The following is a 20,096-nucleotide window of genomic DNA, read 5'->3' as shown; positions in this document are numbered from 1 at the left end:
CGGAGTTCACCCAGCAAAAACGGGTAGTGACAGGGACATGACCGCGTCTGCGTCCCGGGCCCGCGTCGAGCCGGTGCCCGCGCTCGACATGTCGGGTCCTCGCGAGCACGCTCGCGCGGTGGTGTTGCTGCTGCCCGGTGGCCGCGAGACCAGCGTCGCTCCGGCGCGCCGGGGCCTGGCCTATCTGCGGATGGTGCCGTTCGCCCGGGCGATCAGCTGGCACACCCGTGGTGACCAGGTAGCGGTCTGGACTCTGCGCTACCGGGTGCGCGGCTGGAACGGCGACGCGCAGGATCCCGTGCGCGATGCCCGCTGGGCGCTGGAGGAGGCGCGCCGGACGCATCCCGGCGCCCCGGTCGTGCTGGTGGGCCATTCGATGGGCGGGCGGGTCGCGCTGCGGCTGGCCGGCGAGCCCGGGGTGGCCGGCGTGTGCGCGCTGGCGCCCTGGATCGAGGCCGGCGAGCCGGCGCCCCGGCCCGGCGCGGCGATCGTGATCGCGCACGGTGACGCGGACCGGGTGACGGACCCGCGGTCGTCCGCGTCGTACGCGGCCCGGATCGGCGCCTCGTTCGTGCCGGTTCCCGGCGAGACGCACACCCTGCTGCGGCGGCCGGTGTTCTGGACCCGGCTCGTCACCGCCTTCGTCGCGACGGCTCTTCAGCCGGCGGCGCACGCCCGCTGACCTTCCGCCGGTTCCGGAACCTGGCGCGGCCGGCGAAGGCCACTGATCGCCCCGCGTGCCCGTTCACCTGCATCGATCCGCTTCGCGCCGGGAGAACGCCGACGAGAAAGCGCTTCCCGAGGCTCTAGCAGGCATTGACACCTGTTAAACGGCAGTTCAGAGTGACGTACCAAAGAGCGCTTTCTCATCCCCGAAGCAGTTTCGAAACCGCTCCGATACATCCTGCTGGTTCCCCACCTCTTGATTCCCCGCAAGGAGGACCGTCCATGAGTCCTGAAGTTTTCCGAAGTGACGGGCGCCGCCTGGCGCCCGTGCGGATCGCCGCGCTCACCTTCGCGCTGCTCGGCCTGCTGGCGGCCTACCTGGTCGCCACGGTCGGCAACGCCGACGCGGCCGAGGTCGTGGTCTCGCAGGGCAAGCCGACCACCGCATCCTCCGTCGAATGGGAGGGCACGCCCGCCTCCGCCGCCACCGACGGCAACACCGGCACCCGCTGGTCCAGCGCCTTCGCGGCGGCCCAGTGGCTGCAGGTCGACCTCGGCGCCACGACGGCGGTCAGCGGCGTGAAGCTGAACTGGGAAGCCGCGTACGCGACCGCCTTCACCGTCCAGTTCTCCACCAACGGCACCGCCTTCACCAACGCCACGGGCACGCTGCGCGGCAACGCCGGCGAGCAGACGATCACGGTCGCCGGCAACACCCGCTACGTGCGGCTCAACCTGACCGAGCGGGCCCTGGCCATCTACGGCTACTCGCTGTGGGAGTTCCAGGTCTTCGCGGGCGGCAGCACGCCGACCACTCCGCCGACCGGCCCGACCACGCCGCCGCCCGCGGGCGGCACGACGCTGCTGTCCTACAACAAGCCGGGTGCGGCGTCGAGCGAGCAGAACGACGTCAACTGCAACCCGTGCACCGTCGGCAAGGCCTTCGACCTGGACCCGGCGACGCGCTGGGCGACCAGCTCCACCACCGGCTGGGTCGACCCCGGCTGGATCTACGTCGACCTCGGGGCCACGGCCCAGATCAGCCGGGTCGAGCTGCAGTGGGACCCGGCGTACGCGACCTCGTACAAGATCCAGGTGTCGCCGAACGCGAGCAGCTGGACCGACATCTACTCGACCACCACCGGCAAGGGCTTCAAGGAGGTGCTGAACGTCAGCGGCACCGGCCGTTACGTGCGGATGTACGGCACCGCCCGGGCCACCCCGTACGGCTACTCGCTCTACGACTTCAACGTCTACGGCACCGGTGGCGCCCCCACCGCATCGCCGGCCCAGCCCGCCGACCCGGCCTTCCCGGCCAGCCGGCTGGTCTTCAACGACGAGTTCAACGACCCGGCCGGCACCAAGCCGAGCACGGCCAAGTGGACCTACGACCCGGGCGTGCCGCAGAACGGTGAGGTCCAGTACTACACCGAGAACAGCAACAACGCGCAGATGAACGGCCAGGGCCAGCTGGTGATCGAGGCCCGCAAGGAAGCCGTCAACGGCCGCGAGTACACCTCGGCCCGGATGAACACCGGCGGCAAGTTCACCACCCAGTACGGCCGGGTCGAGGCCCGGATCAAGGTGCCCAAGGGCAACGGCCTGTGGCCCGCGTTCTGGATGATGGGCGCCGACTTCCTCACCGGCCGCCCGTGGCCGTACAACGGCGAGATCGACATCATGGAGGTCCTCGGCCGCAACACCAGCGAGGCGTACTCCACACTGCACGCCCCGCAGTACAACGGCGCCGGCGGCTACGGCCAGAAGTACGCCACCGTGGACCTGTCGCAGGACTTCCACGTCTGGGCGGCGGAGTGGGACAGCAAGGGCATCAAGTTCCTGCTCGACGGCAACCAGGTGTTCTACGCCAGCAAGGCGACCGTCGAGGCGACCCGCGGACCGTGGATCTTCGACCACCCGTTCTACGTCATCCTCAACCTGGCGGTCGGCGGCGACTTCCCCGGTCCCATCGACGCCTCCACCCCGTTCCCGGCCCGGATGCTCGTCGACTACGTCCGCGTCTACAAGTGAGCTGACCCCGTGCCGGGGCGGGTTTCCCCGCCCGCCCCGGCCCAGGAAGGATCCCCATGCGCAAACGACCTCTTTTCACCGCGGCCGCGGTAGCGACCGTCCTCACCGGCTTCGTGGCCATCACGCAGGGCTCGGCCAGCGCCGCCGACGGGCTGCTGTCGGCGAACCGGCCGGCCACGGCCTCCTCCCTCGAGTCCGCGGCCTTCCCGGCCGCCAACGCCGTCGACGGCAACCCCGGCACCCGCTGGTCCAGCGCGTTCAGCGACCCCCAGTGGCTGCAGGTCGACCTCGGTGCCACCGCCACCCTCTCCTCGGTGGTGCTCGACTGGGAGGCCGCGTACTCGCGCACCTTCAACCTGCAGACCTCGGCCAACGGGAGTTCGTGGACCACGATCAAGGCCAATGTCGCCGGCACCGGTGGCCGGCAGACCGTCGCCGTCACCGGCTCCGGTCGCTACGTCCGGCTGCAGTCCACCGCCCGCGCCACCCAGTGGGGTGTCTCGCTGGCCGAGTTCGAGGTGTACGGCAGCGGCGGCGGCACCGCTCCCCCGCCGACGATCCCGCCCGGCGCCGTCCGGGTGGCCGAGTTCCTCGCGGACTGCCCGTTCAGCCACCGGCTGCCCGACGACCCGATCGTCTTCCCGAACATGCCGGGCGCCTCGCACATGCACAGCTTCTTCGGCAGCACGGTGACCAACGCCAACTCGACCGTCAACGACCTGTTCAATGCGAACAGCAACTGCAACCCGTCGATCGACAAGTCGTCGTACTGGATCCCGACCTTCTACAACGGCAACACCCCGGTCGAGCCGACCACCGGCATCTTCTACTACCTGGGTGAGGGCGTCCGGGACGACCTGATCGCCCAGGCCCAGCCGCTGCCGTTCGGTCTGCGGATCGTGGCCGGCAACGCCAAGGCGACCGGCCCGGCCGACGCGTCGAACTCGCGCTGGTCGTGCCTGCACGCGGGGCAGGTCGGCTCGTCGCACGACTTCGTGGAGTGCCCGGCCGGCACGATGCTGGAGTCGTACCTCGATTTCCCGCAGTGCTGGAACGGCCGCGACCTGGACTCGCCGGACCACAAGAGCCACATGGCGTACCCGGTCAACGCCGCCTGCCCGGCCAGCCACCCGGTCGTCGTGCCGAAGCTGCGGCAGGTCATGCGCTACCCGGTCAGCGGCAATCCGGCCAACTTCCGGCTGGCCTCCGGCAACGGGTACAGCATGCACGGCGACTTCTTCAACGCCTGGCCGGTCGAGGAGATGGCCCGCCGGGTGAACGACTGCATCCGGATCATCGTCAAGTGCGGCACGAACGGACGGCCGTGAGATGACGTCCGCAGCCGCCGGGGCTCGTCGCCGCCCCGGCGGCTCCGGGCGTGAAAGCGCTCTCAAGCGAAAAACGCCTGGTGCTATAACAGACGCCATGACTACCCGGCCCTCCCGCGCAGGGCAGCACCCGACGATGGACCAGGTCGCCGAGGCGGCCGGGGTGTCGCGGGCCACCGTCTCCCGGGTGATCAACGGCGCCCCCAGCGTCGACGCCAAGATCCGCGAGATCGTCCAGCGCGCCATCGCCGACACCGGTTACGTGCCCAACGTGGCGGCCCGCTCCCTGGTCACCCGCAAGTCCAACTCCGTGGCCCTGGTGATCTCCGAGCCCGACCGGCCGCACAACTCCTCGTTCCTCAACCGGATCTTCACTGATCCGTACTTCGGCCGGATCACCGCCGGCGCCACCGGCGCGCTGCGCCCGCACGACGTGCACCTGGTGATCATCCCGACCGACTCGACCGACCACCACCACGTCATCCGCTACCTGCGCCAGGGCCACGTCGACGGGGTGCTGCTGATCAGCAGCCACGAGCAGGACCCGCTGCCCCGCCAGGTGCACGAGCTCGGCATCCCGGCGGTCGTCTCGGCCCGGCCCGCGTCGCCGCTGGCCGCCAGCTTCGTCGACGTCGACCAGCGGCTCGGCGCCCGGCTCGCCGCCGAGCACCTGCTCAGCCGGGGCTGCCGCCGGCTGGCCACGATCAGCGGGCCGCTGGACATCCCGGCCGGCTCCGACCGGCTCGACGGCTTCCGGTCCTTTCTGGCCAACCGCGGCCTGGTCGACGTGCCGTCGATCGAGGGCGACTTCACCCGGCACGGCGGCGAGGAATGCGCCCGCCGGCTGCTGGCCGAGCACCCGGACATCGACGGCCTGTTCGTGGCCAGCGACCTGATGAGCGAGGGCGCGCTGCGCGCGGTGCAGGATCTCGGCCGCCGGGTCCCCGACGACATCGCCGTGGTCGGCTTCGACGACAGCAGCGCCGCTCTCGACTGCCGGCCGCTGCTGACCACCATCCGGCAGCCGGTCGAGGAGATGGCCGCCGAGATGGCGGAGGTGCTGATGGCCCACATCGCCTCGCCCGGCCGGCTGCCACGCTCGGTGACCTTCCAGCCGACGCTGGTGATCCGCGAGTCCGCGTGAGGCCCGGTCGACGACATCGGCCATCATGACCGCGTGGGCGACCTCGCGATCAATCTCCTGGCCAGCGTCATCGCCGGTACGGCCGTCTGGCTCGCCGGCTTCCTGCTGCGCCGCCGCAAGCTGAGCCGCGAACGTGCCTTCTTCGGCCTCACCGAGGGAGCCAGCTGCCTGCTGGTGGTGTCCCGGCACGCCTCGTCGCCGCGCGAGTTCAGCGTGCACCGCCGCGACGTCGCCGCGCTGGTGGAGCTGGCGACCATCGCCCGCGAGTGCGGCGCGCACGCCGACCGGGTCGGGGAGAACCAGCCGACCGGCGAGATCGGCCGGCTCACCGAGTTCTGCGTCGGCGGTCCCGGCGACGCCAGTCCGCGCAGCGCCACCCACGTCCGCACGATCCTGCGCGGCGTGACGTACGCGATCTTCGACGACGAGAAGCGCCGGGTGTCGTTCGCCGTCGGTGGCACCGAGTACGTCCTCACCCCGGAGACCAGCTACGTCCTGCTTGCCCGGTTCTGGGGACCGGCGGGCGGGCACCCGGTGTTCTTCCTCGGTGGCCTGACCGCGGGCAGCAACCTCGCCGCCGCCCGCTACCTGGCCGCCCACCACCCCGAACTGGCCCGCCGCTACGGCGCCGACCGGCCGTTCGCGCTGGTGCTGCGCATCGTCGAGCCGGCCGCCTACGGCACCGACTTCACCGAGCTGGCGGCCGACGTGACCGAGATCGCGTTCCAGCCGGTGCCGCAGCCGGCGGAGTAGAACAGAGGCATGGACATCCTCGTCGCCGGCGGCCACGGCAAGGTCGCTCTCCGCCTGCTCCGCCTGCTGGCCGGCCAGGGGCACACCGCCCGCGGCCTCATCCGCTCACCCGGCCAGGCCGGCGATCTCACCGCGCTCGGCGCGGTGCCCGTCGTCGGCGATCTCGAGAACGACGCGACGCTGGACGCGTACGTCAAGGGCGCCGACGCCGTGGTGTTCGCGGCCGGCGCCGGGCCGGGCAGCGGGGCCGCGCGCAAGCGGACCGTCGACCTGGGCGGCGCGGTCAAGCTGGCCGACGCGGCCCGGGCCACCGGGGTACGCCGCTACGTCATGGTCTCCTCGATCGGCGCCGACCGGCCGGACTCCGCGGGCGAGTCGATGCGCGCATACCTGCGGGCCAAGGCCGAGGCCGACGCGTACGTGCGGGACAGCGGGCTGGACTTCACAATCGTGCGCCCCGGGTCGCTCACCGACGACCCCGGCACCGGCCTGGTCAAAGTCTCGGCCGAGCTGGGCAACCGGGGACCGGTGCCGCGGGACGATGCGGCGGCGGTGCTGGCCGCCGTGCTGACCACGCCCGCCACCATCGGCACCACCTTCGAGCTGTTCGCCGGCGACACCCCGATCCCGGAAGCGCTCGCCGCGCTGTAGTCACGCCGTCAGCAGGTCCTGCCGCTCGCGCATCAGTCCGCCCCAGTGAGCGCGGGCCGCCTCGGTGCGCCCGGCGACGTCCTGGCGTACCTCCGCGACCACCGCGGCCGACCCGTCGGTGTTGCGGATCGCCTGGTTGATCTGGTCCCGCATGAGCAGATCGGAGAAGAAGACCTGCGCGACGCCGGTCGGCGGGACGACCGGCCGCGGGGCGTGGCCCAGCGGCCGGGCCAGGCCGACGTCGGCCAGCTCGGTGTGCAGCACCACCAGGCACCGGTCGGCGTGGGCCGCCGACCGGGCGACCCCGTCGAGCCAGTCCGGCGAACGCAGCGCGACCGCGCCGCCGAGCAGGTTGTTGCTCGTCTGGCGGCCCGAGAGCCGGTCGAGCTGCCGGCGCAGCTCGGCCAGCGCACCCAGCGCGGCGTCCGCGGCCCGGCCGGCCTCGTGCAGCTCACGCAGCTCCGCCTCCACCCGGCCGCGCTCGCCGGCCAGGGCCAGCAACCGGGTGACCTGCGGGCCACCGGTCCGGCGCAGGTGGCTCTCCTTGTCGTCGACCGCCCGCGCGAAGCGGGCCGGCAGGTCGGCCAACTCGGCCAGCCGCGCGTCGACGGCCGCCCGCTCGGCCCGGAGGGCGGCGAGCCGGCTCTCGCCCTCGGCGACCCGGTAGCGCGCCGCTCCGGCCTCGGCCTGCTCACGGGACAACTCCTCGGCGTGCGCGCCGCGCAGAGTCATCAGCACCCGGGACAGCGAGACGCCCTCGAGGCGCTCGACGTCGCGGACCTCCCCGGCCCACTGCGCGCGCAGCTCGGCCAGGGCGGCCGCCTGCTCGGTGAGACGCTGGTCCAGCTCGGCCCGCCGGGCGCGGAGCAGCTCGGCCTCGCGGACCAGTCCGGCGAGCGCGGTCAGGCGGGTTTCGATGTCCTCGGTCACGCCCTTGATTCGAGCAGGCCGGGGCAAGCAAACGCGCGGGCGGACAGCCTGGGCGCCGATCCGCCGGTAGCCTGCGAAGGATGGGGACAACGGGGGACACACTGGCGGCCGGCAACGAGGCGATGGTCGAGGCCGCGTTCCGGACCGGGGACTACGAGGCGGCCGAGCGGACCTTCGCGGAGCTGCTGACCCAGGCCCGGGCCGACGGCGACCGGGCCCTCGAGGCCGCGGTGCTGGACCGGCAGGCGATGCTCATGCACTTCCGGGCGCTGGAGGACGAGGATCTCGGCAAGGCCGACAGCGAGGGTGAGGAAGCCCTCTTCCTGCAGGCCCTGGAGATCCGGCGGGACCTCGGCGACCCGGCCGGCACGGCCGAGTCGCTGTTCGGCCTCGGGCTGGTCCACCAGGTGCTGCGCCAGGACTGGGCGGCCGCCATGCCGTACTACTGGGAGGCCCTCGACCTGGCCGACCGGTACGGCGACCTGCTGCTGCGCTCCGAGGTGCACCGCCACGTCGGTTTCTACTACGCGGCCTCCGATCTGCAGTCGGACAAGGCGCTGGAGCACCTGCGCGTCTCGCACGAGCTGCGCGCCGAGCTCGGCGACCCGCGCTGGATCCCGGGCGGCACGATGGCCCTGGGCATCGCCGAGCTGGCCGACGGCCTGCGCGAGCAGGGGCTGGCGCACGTCCGGGAAGCGGTCGCCCAGGGGCGGGAGGCCGGCCTGAGCCCGCACCGCGTCGCCTGGATGCAGGACTTCCTCGACAAGGCGGAGGCCGAACGGTGACAACCCTGTCCGAGGCGTGGAGCCTGGCCGCGAACGAGAGCGGCCTGGCCGTCGTCTCCACCCTGCGCGCCGACCAGACGATCCAGTCCTCGCTGGTCAACGCCGGTGTCGTGGCCCACCCCGGTACCGGCGGGCAGGTGCTGGCGTTCGTCACGTACGGCCGGGTCAAGCTGGCCAACCTGCGGGCCCGGCCGCAGATCACGACGGCGTTCCGCGGCGGCTGGCAGTGGGCCACGGTCGAGGGCCACGCCGAGCTGGCCGGCCCGGACGATCCCCGGCCGTGGCTGGACGCCGACCGTCTGCGCCTGCTGCTGCGCGAGATCTTCACCGCGGCGGGCGGCTCCCACGACGACTGGGCCGAGTACGACCGGGTCATGGCCGAGCAGCGCCGCACCGCCGTGCTGATCAGCCCGACCCGGATCTACAGCAACTGACGACCGCCGCGGGTCACCGGGCCGGTAGGTGCTTGGCCATCTGCTGGGCCAGCAGGCGGTAGCCCAGCCGGTCGTAGAGCCGGCGGGCCCCCGTGTTGGCTCCGTGCACATTGAGACCCATCGTGCGGACGCCCCGCCGCGCCAGCTCGGCCTCGACCGCGGCGATGGCCGCCCGGCCGTGACCCCGGCGGCGATAGGGCTCGTCGATCTCGATGTTGTGCAGCCAGCCCAGGGCGACCCGCGGCGGCGCCGGCAGAGCGGCCCAGACCCAGCCGACCGGTACGCCCCGCGCCACCACCGTGCGCAGGAGCATCCCGGGGGTCCGCGCCCCGGCGGGGAGCAGCTCGGCCAGCTTGCGGGCCGCCCGGTCCTCGGCCTCGCCGTGCCACAGGCCCCGCTCGTGCACCAGATCCTGGGCGTAGTCGGCGAACAACTGCTCGATCCGGCTCCGGTAGTCGGCCATCGGCACGAGCTCGATGTCCTCGGCCACCGGCACCTCGGCCAGCGAGCGCGAACGCTGCTCCGCGGTCACCTCGAAGCCGAGCCGCTCGTAGAGGCGACGGGCTGTGTCGTTGTCACCGAAGACGTTCAGGCCGATCGCCGGCACGCGGCGGGCGACGAGTTCCGCCTCCGCGGCGGTGATGATCGCGCCGGCGTACCCCCGGGACCGGAACGGCGGATCGACCTCGATGTCGTTGATCCAGGCGAGGTCCGGCACGGTCGTGCCGGGCAGCGACAGCCAGATCCAGCCGACCTCGGTCCCGTCCACGAGAGCCTTGCGCAGCAGTTGGCCGCGGGTCGCCGGGCCGCGCGGCAGCCGCTCGGCGACGTCCCGCTCGGCCTCGGCCCGCGCCTGCGCCGGAGTCAGCGCCCGCGCCGTCGTGATCGCCTCGGCGTAACTCGCGACCAGGAGCGCGCGGCGGCGCCCGAAGTCGTCCGGGTCCATCTCTGCGAGCGTCAGCGACAAGCCGTGGCCCTCTTCCGACCGTACGGAAACCTGCATCGATTGTGCACCGCGGCCCCGGGCGCATCCGGCCGGCGCGCAGTACGGTGAACCGCATGTTGATCAGCTGCGGCTGCCCGGTCTCCGGCGTGTGGGCGGATCCCCTGTCCCTGACCGGTTTCGCGATGCGGGCCGAGGAGCTCGGCTACCACGGCCTGTGGTCGTTCCAGCGGCTGCTGGCCGGTGCCGAGCAGAACCTGCAGCCGGTCTACCGCAGCGTGCTCGATCCGCTGCTGGCGCTGACCTACGCGGCCGCCCGTACCACCGACATCCGGCTCGGGGTCGCCGTCATCAACCTGCCGTACCTGTCCCCCACCTACCTCGCCAAACAGGCGAGCACCCTGGACGTGCTCTCCGGCGGCCGTTTCGACCTGGGTCTGGGCACCGGCTGGTCCGAGGTGGAGTTCGCGGCGACGGGCTCGGACCCGAATCCCCGCGGCCGCCGCACGGAGGAGTATCTGCGCGTGCTGCGGGCCCTGTTCACCGGTGAGCAGGTCGCCTTCGACGGCGAGATCTACACCGTGCCGCCGAGCGTCATGGCTCCCGCGCCGGTGCAGCCCGGGGGTCCGCCGATCCTGCTGGGCGGCACGGCGGATGTCGCGCTGCGGCGCGCCGGGCGGATCGCCGCGGGCTGGGTCAGCAGCAGCCGGGCCGGTCTCGAGGACATCGCGCGGGGTGCGCAGATCGTGCGGCGGGCGGCCGAGGAGTCGGGTCGCGACCCGGACTCGCTCCGGATCGTCGTGCGCGGCGTGGTCAAGGCCGGGCTGCGCGAGGACGGCGTGCCGCTGTCGGGCACCTGGGACCAGATCCGGGGCGGCGCCCAGCTCTACGCCGAGGCCGGTGTCACCGAGCTGTTCTACGACCTGAACTGGGATCCGTTCATCGGTTCACCGGACGGCGATCCGCGGGCCGCCGGGGAACGGGCCGAGGAGATCCTGTCCGCCCTCGCCCCTAACGGCTGAAGTTCTCCCGCCTCCGTGCCATCTGCGCGTACCGGCCCTTCCGGTGCCCCGGCGCGACCCGGCAACCTTGGGCGCATGAATCACCGCCGCCCGTTCGCCGCCCTTGTCGCCTGCCTCGCCCTGACGGGCTGCGGGGTGGTGGACCAAGCCTCGACGGCTTCCCCGCCGGCCGCCACCTCGGCGGCGCCAGCACCGACCGCCGCGAGTGGACTGGGTGATTCGGTCAAGGACTCCGGCGATATCCCCGACCCGTGCACGCTGCTCAGCAAGAAACAGGTCACCGAGCTGACCGGGCGAGAGATCACCCAGATCGACAAGGACGGGCTGCCGGCCGGCGACACCAACCGCTTCTGCCAGTGGCAGCAGGCCGGCGGGCAACTGGCCGTCTTCCTGAGCCGGACCACCGAGCAGGACTTCACCGTCAAGATCGCCGACGCGACGCCGGTGAACGACATCGGTGAGCGGGCCTTCCAGCTGGCCGGTCACCTCTACGTGCTCTACGGCACGGTCTCGATCGACGTCTACAGCCGTGGCGACAGCGACGACGAGAACCTGGCCGAGGCGACGGCGGTCGCCCAGGTGCTCATTCCGAAGATCTGAGCGACGGTACGGCGCACCGCGGACCCCCGGTGCGCCGTACCCGCACGGTCCTACTCGAACGGCGTCAGCGTGATGCCGATCGCGGTCGGGTCGCCGCTGTGCACCAGCGACTCCTGGTTGGCCACGTCGTCGAAGGCGAACGCGTACGCCTTGCCGTCGACCATCTGCTCGTGGATCACCTTGTTGTACAGGTTGGTCGGCTCGTTGCGGTAGAACGTCGACGGGTCCGTGCTCGGCTCGACGGCCTGGGTGCCCAGCGTGGTCCGCTGCAGGGCAGCGCAGAGGCTGCGCGCGATCGGGCCCACGACGAGGTCGTTCGGGGCGCCGAGGTTGCCGTCGCAGCCCCAGACGTGCGCGGTGGTGGGCTTGGTGAACGTCGCGACCTGGGCGCCGGTGGCGTCGGTGAAGGTCATGACGGCCCCGCTGGTCCGGCCCTTGAAGATCTTGTCGGGCTGGTCGGCGAACGGCTTCACGGTGAGGTCGGTGTTCTCGTACGCGGCCCAGGCCTTGTCGATGTAGGACGCCAGGTAGTCGGGGTCGAAGTCACCACCGTCGGCGCCCTTGCCCGGAGCCAGCACGCGCAGCACAGTGCCGTCGGCGCGGGTGCGGACCAGACCGCTGAACGAGGCGTCGGCCTTCATGGCGTCGATGACGGCGTTGCGCCCGCCGGGCTTGAGCTGACCCGTGACCGCGGTGCTGCCGTCGGAGCCGGTGGCGCTGACCGCGTGCGGCACGGCGAACATGTCGACCTGCGAGCTGTTGAGCCAGATGCCGGAGTCGTTGTAGGTGAACTCGCTCCAGTCGAACAGGATGTCGCTGTTGGGGTCGCCGGCCGCCCACGGCGCGGGCTGCACGAGACCGCCGTCCTGGCTGATCCTGAAGTCGAGCTTGTCGCCGAACGACATGTACATCCGGCCGGAGAGGCCTTTCGGCACCGGGATCGTCTTGCTGGCCCCGTTGGCCGGGCCGTCGATCGACACGTCGGGCGCCGGCGCGGGCGGGTTGGCCCCACCGGTCCACGGGGTGAAGGTGCCGGCCTCGGTGACATAGCCGAGTTTGCCGCCGCTGACACCCAGCACGTACAGGTGGGTGGCTTCGCCGCGGCCGGAGTTGTTGGTGACGGTGAGCGGGAGCAGGTCGGGGCCGGTGGCGGCCTGGGCGGTGGGGATCACCGCGACGGCGGCGGGGATGGCGACCGCCGCGACGGCGAGCCCGAGCAGAGATCTGCGGTTGAGACGCATGAGCACCTAACTGTCGGCCCCCGGATGACACCGGCCCGGCGAGAGGACATCCGCGCGGGAGGGATCCGGCGTCGGCCGGGCCGCTTCGGGGGCGGACAGGGAAGGGGGGTGCGTCCCGGCCATTACGCTCTGTTGTTGCTGAGAGCGCTCTCACCGAGCTTGGTACGGCCTTCCGGAGATGTCAACCGAAGACGCCGGCCGATGTCCCCGCCGTTAGCACAGCCGTCGCCGACCGGCACTTCGAGTCGTTACCGCAGCTCAGCGTCCATGGTCGACACTTTTCGAAAAAGCCGGCCGCTGCGTTATCCTGCTGAGCCGATGACTACTCCAGCCTCCCCGCCACCCGGCGTCTATCACTCCCGGTCGCGGGTCACCCGTAACCGGCTCGCGCTCGCCGCGGCCGGACTGGCCCTCGTCCTGCTCGGTTACCTGATCGGGCGCCTCCAGGGCGGATCGGACACCCCGGCCGCCGCCGCGGTCGTCGCTCCACCGTCGGTGGCGTCGTCCCCCTCGGAGCCGGTCGCCCCGTCGGCAGAGCCCGCACCCGCGCCGAGCACCCCGGCGCCCGGCGGCGTCGATGCCTACGCGGTGATCCAGGCCGAGACGGCCGCCGGTCAGCAGGGCACCCAGTTCCAGGAGACCGAGGACGAGGGCGGCGGGCAGAACATCGGCTGGATCAGCAACGGCGACTGGCTGCGCTTCGACGACGTGGAGTTCGGCGCCGAGCCGGCCACCAAGGTCGCCGTCCGGCTCGCCTCCGACGTGGACGGCGGCGGCGGCCGGATCGAGGTACGCCTGGACAGCCCCGGTAACGCCCCGGCCGGGGCCGTGCCGGTCGAGGACACCGGCGGCTGGCAGGAGTGGCAGTCCCGCAGTGCCGACATCGAGCCCACCACCGGGCGGCACACCGTGTTCCTCACCTTCGCCCGCGACGACGCCGCCGAGTTCGTCAACGTGAACTACTTCGCGTTCGCCCACTGACGCGCCGGGGCCGCGCACCTCGATCGGCGCGCGGCCCCGGGAGAAGCACCTGAACGTCAGGCGGCGGCCACCTCGAACTTGCGCGGCTTGGCCTTCTCGGTCACCGGGATGCTCAGGGTCAGCACGCCGTTGTCGTAGCGGGCGTCGAGCCGGTCGGTGTCCAGCGAGTCGGACAGGAAGACCTGCCGGCTGACCGGACCCATCGGGCGCTCGGTCACGACGTACTGCACGCCGTCGCGCTCGGCCCGCTTGCGCTGGGCGCGCACGGTGAGCACCTTGCGGTCCACGGTGATGTCGATGCCGGCCGGGTCGACGCCGGGCAGATCGATGTCGATGTAGAAGGAGTCACCCTCGCGGTAGGCGTCCAGGCGGGCGCCGGCGCTACGGGTGGCGGAGTCGAAGACGCGGGTGGTCAGGCGGTCGAAATCGGTACGCAGCACCATGGGAGGTTCCTCCGGTTCAAGGTTGAGCGTGATGCACTCAACCTGCATAACCGGGGTGCCCCCCTGGTACTTCCGGAACAGCCCGTGAGCTGCGACACTAGGCCAGCCGGAAGTCCGCGAAGTCGAAGCCCGGCGACACCACGCAGCTCACCAGCACGGGCTCGGCACCGGCCGGATACGCGCTCTGCCACACCCCGGCGGGCACCAGCGCCTGCGGATTCCCAGCGGTGAGCACCACCGTCTCGCCGCCCTCGAGCGGGTCCGGGCCGGCGCCGCCGTACCGCAGCTCCAGCGAGCCCGAGTGCAGGAACCACAGCTCGTCGGACGCCACCACGTGCCACGCGGAGAATTCTCCCGGCTGCAGCAGGAAGTAGATGCCGGTGGCGGCGGCGCGCGGGCCCGCGTACCCGTCGGGCCGGATGGTGACCGCGGACCGGAACGTCTCGCGGTACCAGCCACCCTCGGGGTGGGGTTGCAGATCGAGCTTCTCGGCCAGCGGCGGTCGCGTCGTCATGTGCCCCATCCTCGCGCGTCGCCGAATTCGAACAGGTGTGCGAAGATGACGCGGTGTCCGACCAGGCGACCATCCTGCACGCCGACCTCGACTCGTTCTACGCGTCGGTCGAGCAGCGGGACGACCCCGCCCTGCGGGGCCGCCCGGTCCTGGTCGGCGGCGGCGTCGTGCTGGCCGCGAGCTACGAGGCCAAGGCGTACGGCGTCCGCACCCCGATGGGCATCGCCCAGGCCCGCGCGCTGTGCCCGCACGCCCTCGTGGTCCCGCCGCGGATGTCGGCGTACTCGGCGGCCAGCAAGGCCGTCTTCGAGGTCTTCCGCGACACCACCCCGATCGTCGAGGGCATCTCCATCGACGAGGCGTTCCTCGAGGTGGGCGGCCTGCACCGGATCAGCGGCACCCCGGCCGGCATCGCCGCCCGGCTGCGGGCCGAGGTCCGCGAGCGGGTCGGCCTGCCGATCACCGTGGGCGTGGCCCGGACGAAGTTCCTGGCCAAGGTGGCCAGCGCCGTCGGCAAACCGGACGGCCTGCTCGTGGTGCCCCCGGGCGAGGAGCTCGCCTTCCTGCACCCGCTGCCGATCGAACGCCTCTGGGGCGTCGGCCCGGTCACCGCGGGCAAGCTGCGCGAGCACCGCATCCTGACCGTCGGGCACGTGGCCCGCATCGGCGAGGCCGCCCTGGTCACCATGATCGGCGCGCACGCCGGCCGGCACCTGCACGCGCTCGCCCACAACCGCGACCCCCGCCGGGTCCGCACCGGCCACCGGCGTGGCTCGATCGGCTCGCAGTGCGCGCTGGGCCGCCGGCCGCGCCCGTTCGAGGAGATCGACGCGACCCTGGCCGCCCTGGTCGACCGGGTCACCCGCCGGATGCGCGCGGCCCACCGGGCCGGTCGCACGATCACCTTGCGGCTGCGCTTCGGCGACTTCACCCGGGCCACCCGCTCGCGCAGCCTGCTCAAGGCGACCATGCAGACCAGCGCCATCCTGACCACGGCGCGCCAGCTGCTGACCGAGGCCCGGCCACTGATCGACGAGCGCGGCCTGACCCTGGTCGGCGTCGCGGTCGGCAACCTGGACAGCGACGGCGCGGTGCAGCTGGAGCTGCCGTTCGACGTGCCGGTGGCCGACAGCCTGGACACCGCGCTGGACGCGGTCCGGGACAGGTTCGGCTCGTCCTCGGTGACCCGGGCGGCGTCGCTGGGCCGCGACCTCAACCCGTCGGTGCCGATCCTCCCCGACTGAGCCCCCGGGCCTCAACCCGCCAGGTCGGCCGCCTGTGCCGGCCGCGCGGCCCGCCGGCTGCGCACCCGGTGACCCAGCGCCACCAGGCCGAGCCCGGCGGCGTAGATGACCGCGTTGACCAGCAGATACGACCAGGGGACGGTGCCGGCGTCGGCCGCGAAGGCCGAGGTGTCACCGGCCGTCCACTCCCGGAGCAGTTGCATGTTCTGGAAGGGGAACACGAACGAGTGCACAGCGATGAAGGCCACGTAGGCCACCGTCCGGGAGCGCACGGCGAAGCCGAGCGGGAACGCGAGCAGCACGGTGACGATCAGTTCCATGACATTTCCCTCCGAGGGTGCGCTGGTGACCGCTTCACCCTGGCCGGACGGGACCCCGGCGCACATCCGGGCCAGTGCCGGACCCAGCCGCGTACCGGCGGCTAAGTGCTGACACTGATGACGGGAACCGTCCGGTGGACCAGGATGACCGGATGGGCGCCCGGACGATGCTGCGCCGGGGCGCGCTGCTGCCCGGGCTGGTCTTCGCCGTGGCCGTCGCGGTGTCGGCCCCGCTCAACCCCTCGGTCGTGGACTGGGCGGTGCAGACATGCCTGCTCGGCGTACCGGTGGTGACCGGCCTGCTGCTGCACCGGCGCGTGCCGGGCAGCCCGGTCGGTGCCGCGCTCAGCTGGGTCGGCGCCGCGCCGGCGGCGGTCTTCGCGGTCGAGAGCTGGGGCGCGACCGTGCTGACGGGCGGCCCCTGGCCGGCGGCCCGCTGGGTCTACACCTTCCAGCTGGGCGCCTGGGTGTGGAACCTGGCCGGCTTCGTCGCTCTCTGCCTGGTGTTCCCGGACGGGATGCTGCCCGGACGGCGCTGGCGGTTCGCCGTCGCCTACTGCGTGGCCGCCGCATTGTCCGTGCACGCGGTCGTCTCGCTGCTGCGGCCCGTGTCCGGTGACTACCCGCCCGGCCTCCGCCGCCCGGGCCTCGAGGTGCCGGACGCCGTCTTCGCGTCCGTCGCCATTCCGGCCTTCTGCGCTGCTCTGGTCGCGCTCGGCCTGGCGGTCGGCAGCCTGGTCGTGCGCTACCGGGCCGGCGGCGAGACGGTACGGACGCAGCTGCGCTGGCTGGTGCTCGGCGCGGGCACCGTGCCCGTGCTGCTGGCCGGTGGCTGGATCGCCGAGCTGTTCGGCACGCCGGTCGACCTCGCGTACCTGGGGTTCCTGGCCGCGATGCTGCTCGCCGTGCCCGCCGCCATCGCGGTCGCGGTCGTGCGGCACGACCTCTTCGACATCGACCGGTTGCTGGGCACGACGCTGGCCTGGATCGTCACGTCGGTGCTCTCCGCGGCGATCTTCGCCGGGGTGGTGTTCGCGATCGCCGACGCGGCCGGCGGTGACTCGCGGGTCGGGCTGACCGGCGCGGCCTTCGTCACCGCCATGTGCCTGCTGCCGCTGCACCGGCTGATCAGCGAGCTGGTCGGCCGGGTCGTCGACCGGGAGCGCACGGTCACCCGGGCCCGGGTCGAGCAGTTCGTGCGGCAGGTGCGCGGCGGCACCGCGCAGCCCGAGGAGACCGAGGCGGTGCTGCGTACCGTGCTCGGTGATCCGGGGTTGCGGTTGCTCGTCCGGCTACCGGGCAGCGCGGCGGACCGGTACGTCGATCCGGCCGGGGAACCGTCGCAGGTCGCGCCCGGAGCCGTCCGCGTGCCACTGACCACGAGTGGCACCGAGGTGGGCGTCATCGTGCTCGGGCTGGCCTCCGCCCGGCGGTTGCGGCGGGCCCGGGAGGCGGCCGTCCAGGCCCGGCTGCCGATCGAGGTGAGCCGGCTGCGACTGGAGCTGCGGCGGGCCCTCGACGAGACCCGGGCCGGGCAGGCCAGGCTCGCGCTGGCCGGCGCGGCCGAACGGCAGCGACTGGCCCGCGACCTGCACGACGGCGCCCAGCAGCAGCTCATCGCGGTCGGCATGCGCCTGCGGTCGGTGCAGCGCGGCATCGCCCCGGACCAGCCCGCCCATCAGGATCTGGAGACGGCGGTGACCGCGCTGGGTGACACGGTCGCCGATCTGCGGCGGCTGGCGCACGGCGTACGCCCGAGCCGGCTGGAGGACGGGCTCGCCGCGGCACTGCGGGCCCTGGCCACGGACAGCTCGGTACCGGTCACGGTGACGGTTCCCGAGCTGGACCCGCCCGAGGTGGTGGCGACCACGGCGTACTTCGTGGTCGCCGAGGCCCTGACCAACGCGATGAAGCACGCGCAGGCCACCGGGATCGGCGTCGTGGTCCGGCAGCAGGGCGGAGGGCTTCGCATCGAGGTGTCCGACAACGGGGTGGGCGGGGCCCGGCCGGGGTTCGGGCTCACCTCCGTCCGCGATCGGGTCCTGTCGATCGGTGGCGAGCTGACCGTGCACAGCCCGGCCGGCGGCGGCACCACGATCGCGGCGGTGATCTGAGTGCGCATCGTGCTGGCCGAGGACTCGGCGCTGTTCCGGGAGGGCCTGCGGCGGCTGCTGGCCGAGGGTGGGCACGACGTGGTCGCCGCGGTGGGTGACGCCGATCGGCTCGACGACGCCGTGGACCGGCACCGGCCGGACTTCGTGATCATCGACGTCCGGATGCCGCCCACGATGACCGTCGACGGCGCCTTGGCGGCCCGCCGGCTCCGGGCGGCCCACCCCGGTCTGCCGATGATGCTGCTCTCCCAGCACGTCGAGACCCGGCACTGCGTGCCGCTGGTGGCGACCGGTGGCTTCGGCTATCTGCTCAAGGACCGGGTCCTCGGCGTGGACGACTTCCTGGATGCCATCCGGCGGGTCGCCGCCGGTGGGTCCGCCCTCGATCCCGAGGTGGTCTCGGCCCTGCTGGCCTCGACCGGTCGCGCCGACCCGCTGGCCGTGCTGACGCCGCGCGAGGTCGAGGTGCTCGCGCTGGCGGCCGAGGGCCGCTCCAACGGGGCCATCGCGGCCGGCCTGACGCTGGCCGAGCGGACGGTCGAGACCCACATGCGCAGCATCCTGCAGAAGTTGCGGGTGCCCGACACCGGCGACAGTCACCGCCGGGTGCTGGCCGTGCTCGCCTACCTCAGCCCGCCGGGAGACCCAGCTGCGCGCGGCCGGTCGGGCTGAGCTCGTCGGCGGTGGGCCGGCCCGCCCAGTCGACCTCGTAGTCCTCGGCGGCGAAGTCGGTCGGGCTGACGCCCCGCAGGAACGCCTGGCCGCACTCGGCCGCGTAGGCGGCGTTCTTCTCGCAGTACGGGCTGGCCGGGATGTACATGACGTTGCCCCAGCCCTGCTGGTCCCGCACCGGGCCGACGGAGTGGATCATGTCGCCGTGCCACCAGACGGTGTCCCCCGGCTCGACCGCGGGGATCGGGGTGAGCGCGGGCATCAGCGCCGGGTGCCAGCGTTCGCTGATCGGCAGCGCCTGGCCGTTGGCCGCGCCGCACAGATCGTCGTCGGCCACATCGTCCTGCAGGGCCCGCAGCAGCAGGTAGGCCATCGCCGAGGGGATCGGCACCACGTGCAGCACGCCCTCGGTCGGCGCCATGTCGGACAGCGCCGTCCAGCCCTGGAACGTCCGGAACGCCGAGCACATCACCGTGGACTCGTACTCGTGCACCTCGGTGCGGTAGGCGCCGTCCCACGGGTCGTACGCCTCGGGGTTGCCGGCGAAGACGTGCCGGAAGACGCTCTGGTACGCCGGGAGCAGCCAGCGCTCGATCGAGCCGGAGTCGGTGTGCGCGGACAACCCGGCGGAGTCGGTGCCGGGCTCCCGGCGCCGGACCCGGTCCGGGTACGCCGTGTCACGGGTCGGGTCGAACCACACCCGGCCCTCGGACTCGTGCTTCCAGAAGGAGTTGAGGAAGCCGCGCACGGCGACCATGTTGTCGTCCTGACGGGCCTCCATCTGCGGGCGCGACCAGTAGATGGGGAAGATCGACGGCTTGCTCGCGGACAGCCCGCCGAAGATGCCGTCGTCGAGGTAGCGGTACTTGCCGGCGAAGTCGTTGCGGTCCAGGTACGACACCAGCTCGGCGTCCCAGCCCTCGGCGCGGTCACGGCCGAAGGTGCCCTTGACCACGGCACAGCCGCGGCGGCGGACCGCCTCGACGAGCTCGGCCGGCACCGTGCCGGCGGCGATGTCGGCGAACTGGACCACCGGCCAGACCTGCTCGCCGCGCTCGCGCTGCGCGACCACCTCGGCGACCTCGGCCCGCACCGCGGCCTCGGCCCGCGCGAAGGCGCCGGTGACGTCGCCGATCCGCTTGCGCAGCTCGGCCTTGGTCTCACGGATGGCGCGGGGGATGTCGTCCGGGGCGGGGTGCATCGCTGCCTCCATTTGATTAGGTGACCTAACTAGAACCTTGTCCTAATGTAGGAGATCCCGCCGGAAGATCACAAGAGGT

The 20,096-nt window shown here is 72.6% G+C and carries 21 protein-coding genes; 14 read left to right on the top strand and 7 right to left on the bottom strand.

Going from position 1 to position 20,096, the window contains the following annotated elements; genetic code table 11:
- Window positions 1–37 precede the first annotated feature (37 nt).
- From AB0C12_RS43375 to AB0C12_RS43350, 6 genes are all read left to right on the top strand, one after another.
- A complete protein-coding gene (locus AB0C12_RS43375) occupies window positions 38–682 on the top strand; it encodes an alpha/beta fold hydrolase (RefSeq protein ID WP_360557016.1) in 645 nt (214 codons plus the stop codon).
- Window positions 683–948: 266 nt separating this feature from the next.
- A complete protein-coding gene (locus AB0C12_RS43370) occupies window positions 949–2,697 on the top strand; it encodes a discoidin domain-containing protein (RefSeq protein ID WP_360557015.1) in 1,749 nt (582 codons plus the stop codon).
- Between the two features lie 56 nt (window positions 2,698–2,753).
- A complete protein-coding gene (locus AB0C12_RS43365; protein ID WP_360557014.1) occupies window positions 2,754–4,025 on the top strand; it encodes a DUF1996 domain-containing protein in 1,272 nt (423 codons plus the stop codon).
- 97 nt (window positions 4,026–4,122) lie between these two features.
- Entirely contained in the window at window positions 4,123–5,169 is a 1,047-nt protein-coding gene (locus AB0C12_RS43360) for a LacI family DNA-binding transcriptional regulator (protein ID WP_360557013.1), read from the top strand.
- 33 nt (window positions 5,170–5,202) lie between these two features.
- Window positions 5,203–5,922, top strand: a complete 720-nt coding sequence (locus tag AB0C12_RS43355; protein WP_360557012.1) for a hypothetical protein — start codon at window positions 5,203–5,205, stop codon at window positions 5,920–5,922.
- Between the two features lie 9 nt (window positions 5,923–5,931).
- Entirely contained in the window at window positions 5,932–6,573 is a 642-nt protein-coding gene (locus AB0C12_RS43350; RefSeq protein ID WP_360557011.1) for an SDR family oxidoreductase, read from the top strand.
- Here AB0C12_RS43350 and AB0C12_RS43345 read toward each other — a convergent pair whose 3' ends face one another.
- Window positions 6,574–7,503: a hypothetical protein gene (locus tag AB0C12_RS43345; protein ID WP_360557009.1), complete on the bottom strand. Its 930-nt coding sequence runs from the start codon at window positions 7,501–7,503 to the stop codon at window positions 6,574–6,576.
- A gap of 80 nt (window positions 7,504–7,583) precedes the next feature.
- On the opposite strand from AB0C12_RS43345, the gene AB0C12_RS43340 reads away from it, so the two are divergent.
- Both AB0C12_RS43340 and AB0C12_RS43335 read left to right on the top strand, forming a co-directional pair.
- Window positions 7,584–8,288, top strand: a complete 705-nt coding sequence (locus AB0C12_RS43340) for a tetratricopeptide repeat protein (RefSeq protein ID WP_360557007.1) — start codon at window positions 7,584–7,586, stop codon at window positions 8,286–8,288.
- Window positions 8,285–8,722 carry a TIGR03618 family F420-dependent PPOX class oxidoreductase gene (locus tag AB0C12_RS43335; protein WP_360557006.1) on the top strand — a complete coding sequence of 146 codons (438 nt, stop codon included), beginning with the start codon at window positions 8,285–8,287 and terminating at the stop codon, window positions 8,720–8,722. Before AB0C12_RS43340 ends, AB0C12_RS43335 begins: the two co-directional genes overlap by 4 nt.
- Before the next feature lie 13 nt (window positions 8,723–8,735).
- Here AB0C12_RS43335 and AB0C12_RS43330 read toward each other — a convergent pair whose 3' ends face one another.
- A complete protein-coding gene (locus AB0C12_RS43330) occupies window positions 8,736–9,668 on the bottom strand; it encodes a GNAT family N-acetyltransferase (RefSeq protein WP_360557004.1) in 933 nt (310 codons plus the stop codon).
- A 113-nt stretch (window positions 9,669–9,781) separates the two neighbouring features.
- On the opposite strand from AB0C12_RS43330, the gene AB0C12_RS43325 reads away from it, so the two are divergent.
- Both AB0C12_RS43325 and AB0C12_RS43320 read left to right on the top strand, forming a co-directional pair.
- Window positions 9,782–10,687, top strand: coding sequence for a TIGR03619 family F420-dependent LLM class oxidoreductase (locus AB0C12_RS43325; protein WP_360557002.1), 906 nt, complete (start codon window positions 9,782–9,784; stop codon window positions 10,685–10,687).
- Between the two features lie 75 nt (window positions 10,688–10,762).
- Window positions 10,763–11,287 carry a DUF3558 family protein gene (locus tag AB0C12_RS43320; protein ID WP_360557000.1) on the top strand — a complete coding sequence of 175 codons (525 nt, stop codon included), beginning with the start codon at window positions 10,763–10,765 and terminating at the stop codon, window positions 11,285–11,287.
- A 50-nt stretch (window positions 11,288–11,337) separates the two neighbouring features.
- Here the strand turns inward: AB0C12_RS43320 and AB0C12_RS43315 are convergent, their stop codons facing one another.
- A complete protein-coding gene (locus AB0C12_RS43315) occupies window positions 11,338–12,528 on the bottom strand; it encodes a beta-1,3-glucanase family protein (RefSeq protein ID WP_360556998.1) in 1,191 nt (396 codons plus the stop codon).
- A 318-nt stretch (window positions 12,529–12,846) separates the two neighbouring features.
- Between AB0C12_RS43315 and AB0C12_RS43310 the strand changes: the two genes are divergently transcribed.
- Complete coding sequence (locus AB0C12_RS43310) at window positions 12,847–13,509, top strand: carbohydrate-binding protein (protein WP_360556996.1); 663 nt, start codon at window positions 12,847–12,849, stop codon at window positions 13,507–13,509.
- Window positions 13,510–13,565: 56 nt separating this feature from the next.
- On the opposite strand, the gene AB0C12_RS43305 is transcribed toward AB0C12_RS43310, so the two are convergent.
- Both AB0C12_RS43305 and AB0C12_RS43300 read right to left on the bottom strand, forming a co-directional pair.
- Window positions 13,566–13,952, bottom strand: a complete 387-nt coding sequence (locus AB0C12_RS43305; protein ID WP_360556994.1) for an Hsp20/alpha crystallin family protein — start codon at window positions 13,950–13,952, stop codon at window positions 13,566–13,568.
- Between the two features lie 97 nt (window positions 13,953–14,049).
- On the bottom strand, window positions 14,050–14,466 hold the full coding sequence (locus AB0C12_RS43300; RefSeq protein ID WP_360556992.1) for a cupin domain-containing protein: 417 nt from the start codon (window positions 14,464–14,466) through the stop codon (window positions 14,050–14,052).
- 53 nt (window positions 14,467–14,519) lie between these two features.
- On the opposite strand from AB0C12_RS43300, the gene dinB reads away from it, so the two are divergent.
- Window positions 14,520–15,710 (top strand): DNA polymerase IV, encoded by a 1,191-nt coding sequence (dinB, locus tag AB0C12_RS43295; RefSeq protein WP_360556990.1) that lies wholly within the window; start codon window positions 14,520–14,522, stop codon window positions 15,708–15,710.
- A gap of 11 nt (window positions 15,711–15,721) precedes the next feature.
- Here dinB and AB0C12_RS43290 read toward each other — a convergent pair whose 3' ends face one another.
- Window positions 15,722–16,030, bottom strand: coding sequence for a hypothetical protein (locus AB0C12_RS43290; RefSeq protein ID WP_360556988.1), 309 nt, complete (start codon window positions 16,028–16,030; stop codon window positions 15,722–15,724).
- A gap of 152 nt (window positions 16,031–16,182) precedes the next feature.
- Between AB0C12_RS43290 and AB0C12_RS43285 the strand changes: the two genes are divergently transcribed.
- The gene (locus AB0C12_RS43285; RefSeq protein ID WP_360556986.1) at window positions 16,183–18,144 is read left to right on the top strand and encodes a histidine kinase; all 1,962 of its coding nucleotides are present in this window, start codon (window positions 16,183–16,185) and stop codon (window positions 18,142–18,144) included.
- On the top strand, window positions 18,145–18,816 hold the full coding sequence (locus AB0C12_RS43280) for a response regulator transcription factor (protein ID WP_360556984.1): 672 nt from the start codon (window positions 18,145–18,147) through the stop codon (window positions 18,814–18,816).
- Here the strand turns inward: AB0C12_RS43280 and AB0C12_RS43275 are convergent.
- Window positions 18,773–20,017, bottom strand: a complete 1,245-nt coding sequence (locus AB0C12_RS43275) for a YbiU family protein (RefSeq protein ID WP_360556982.1) — start codon at window positions 20,015–20,017, stop codon at window positions 18,773–18,775. The genes AB0C12_RS43280 and AB0C12_RS43275 overlap by 44 nt on opposite strands.
- Window positions 20,018–20,096 lie beyond the last annotated feature (79 nt).

Source organism: Actinoplanes sp. NPDC048967 (assembly GCF_040649415.1).
Classification (GTDB): Bacteria; Actinomycetota; Actinomycetes; order Mycobacteriales; family Micromonosporaceae; genus Actinoplanes.
Note: the sequence above shows the minus strand (reverse complement) of the source record. Positions and strands in the feature narration are given on the sequence as shown.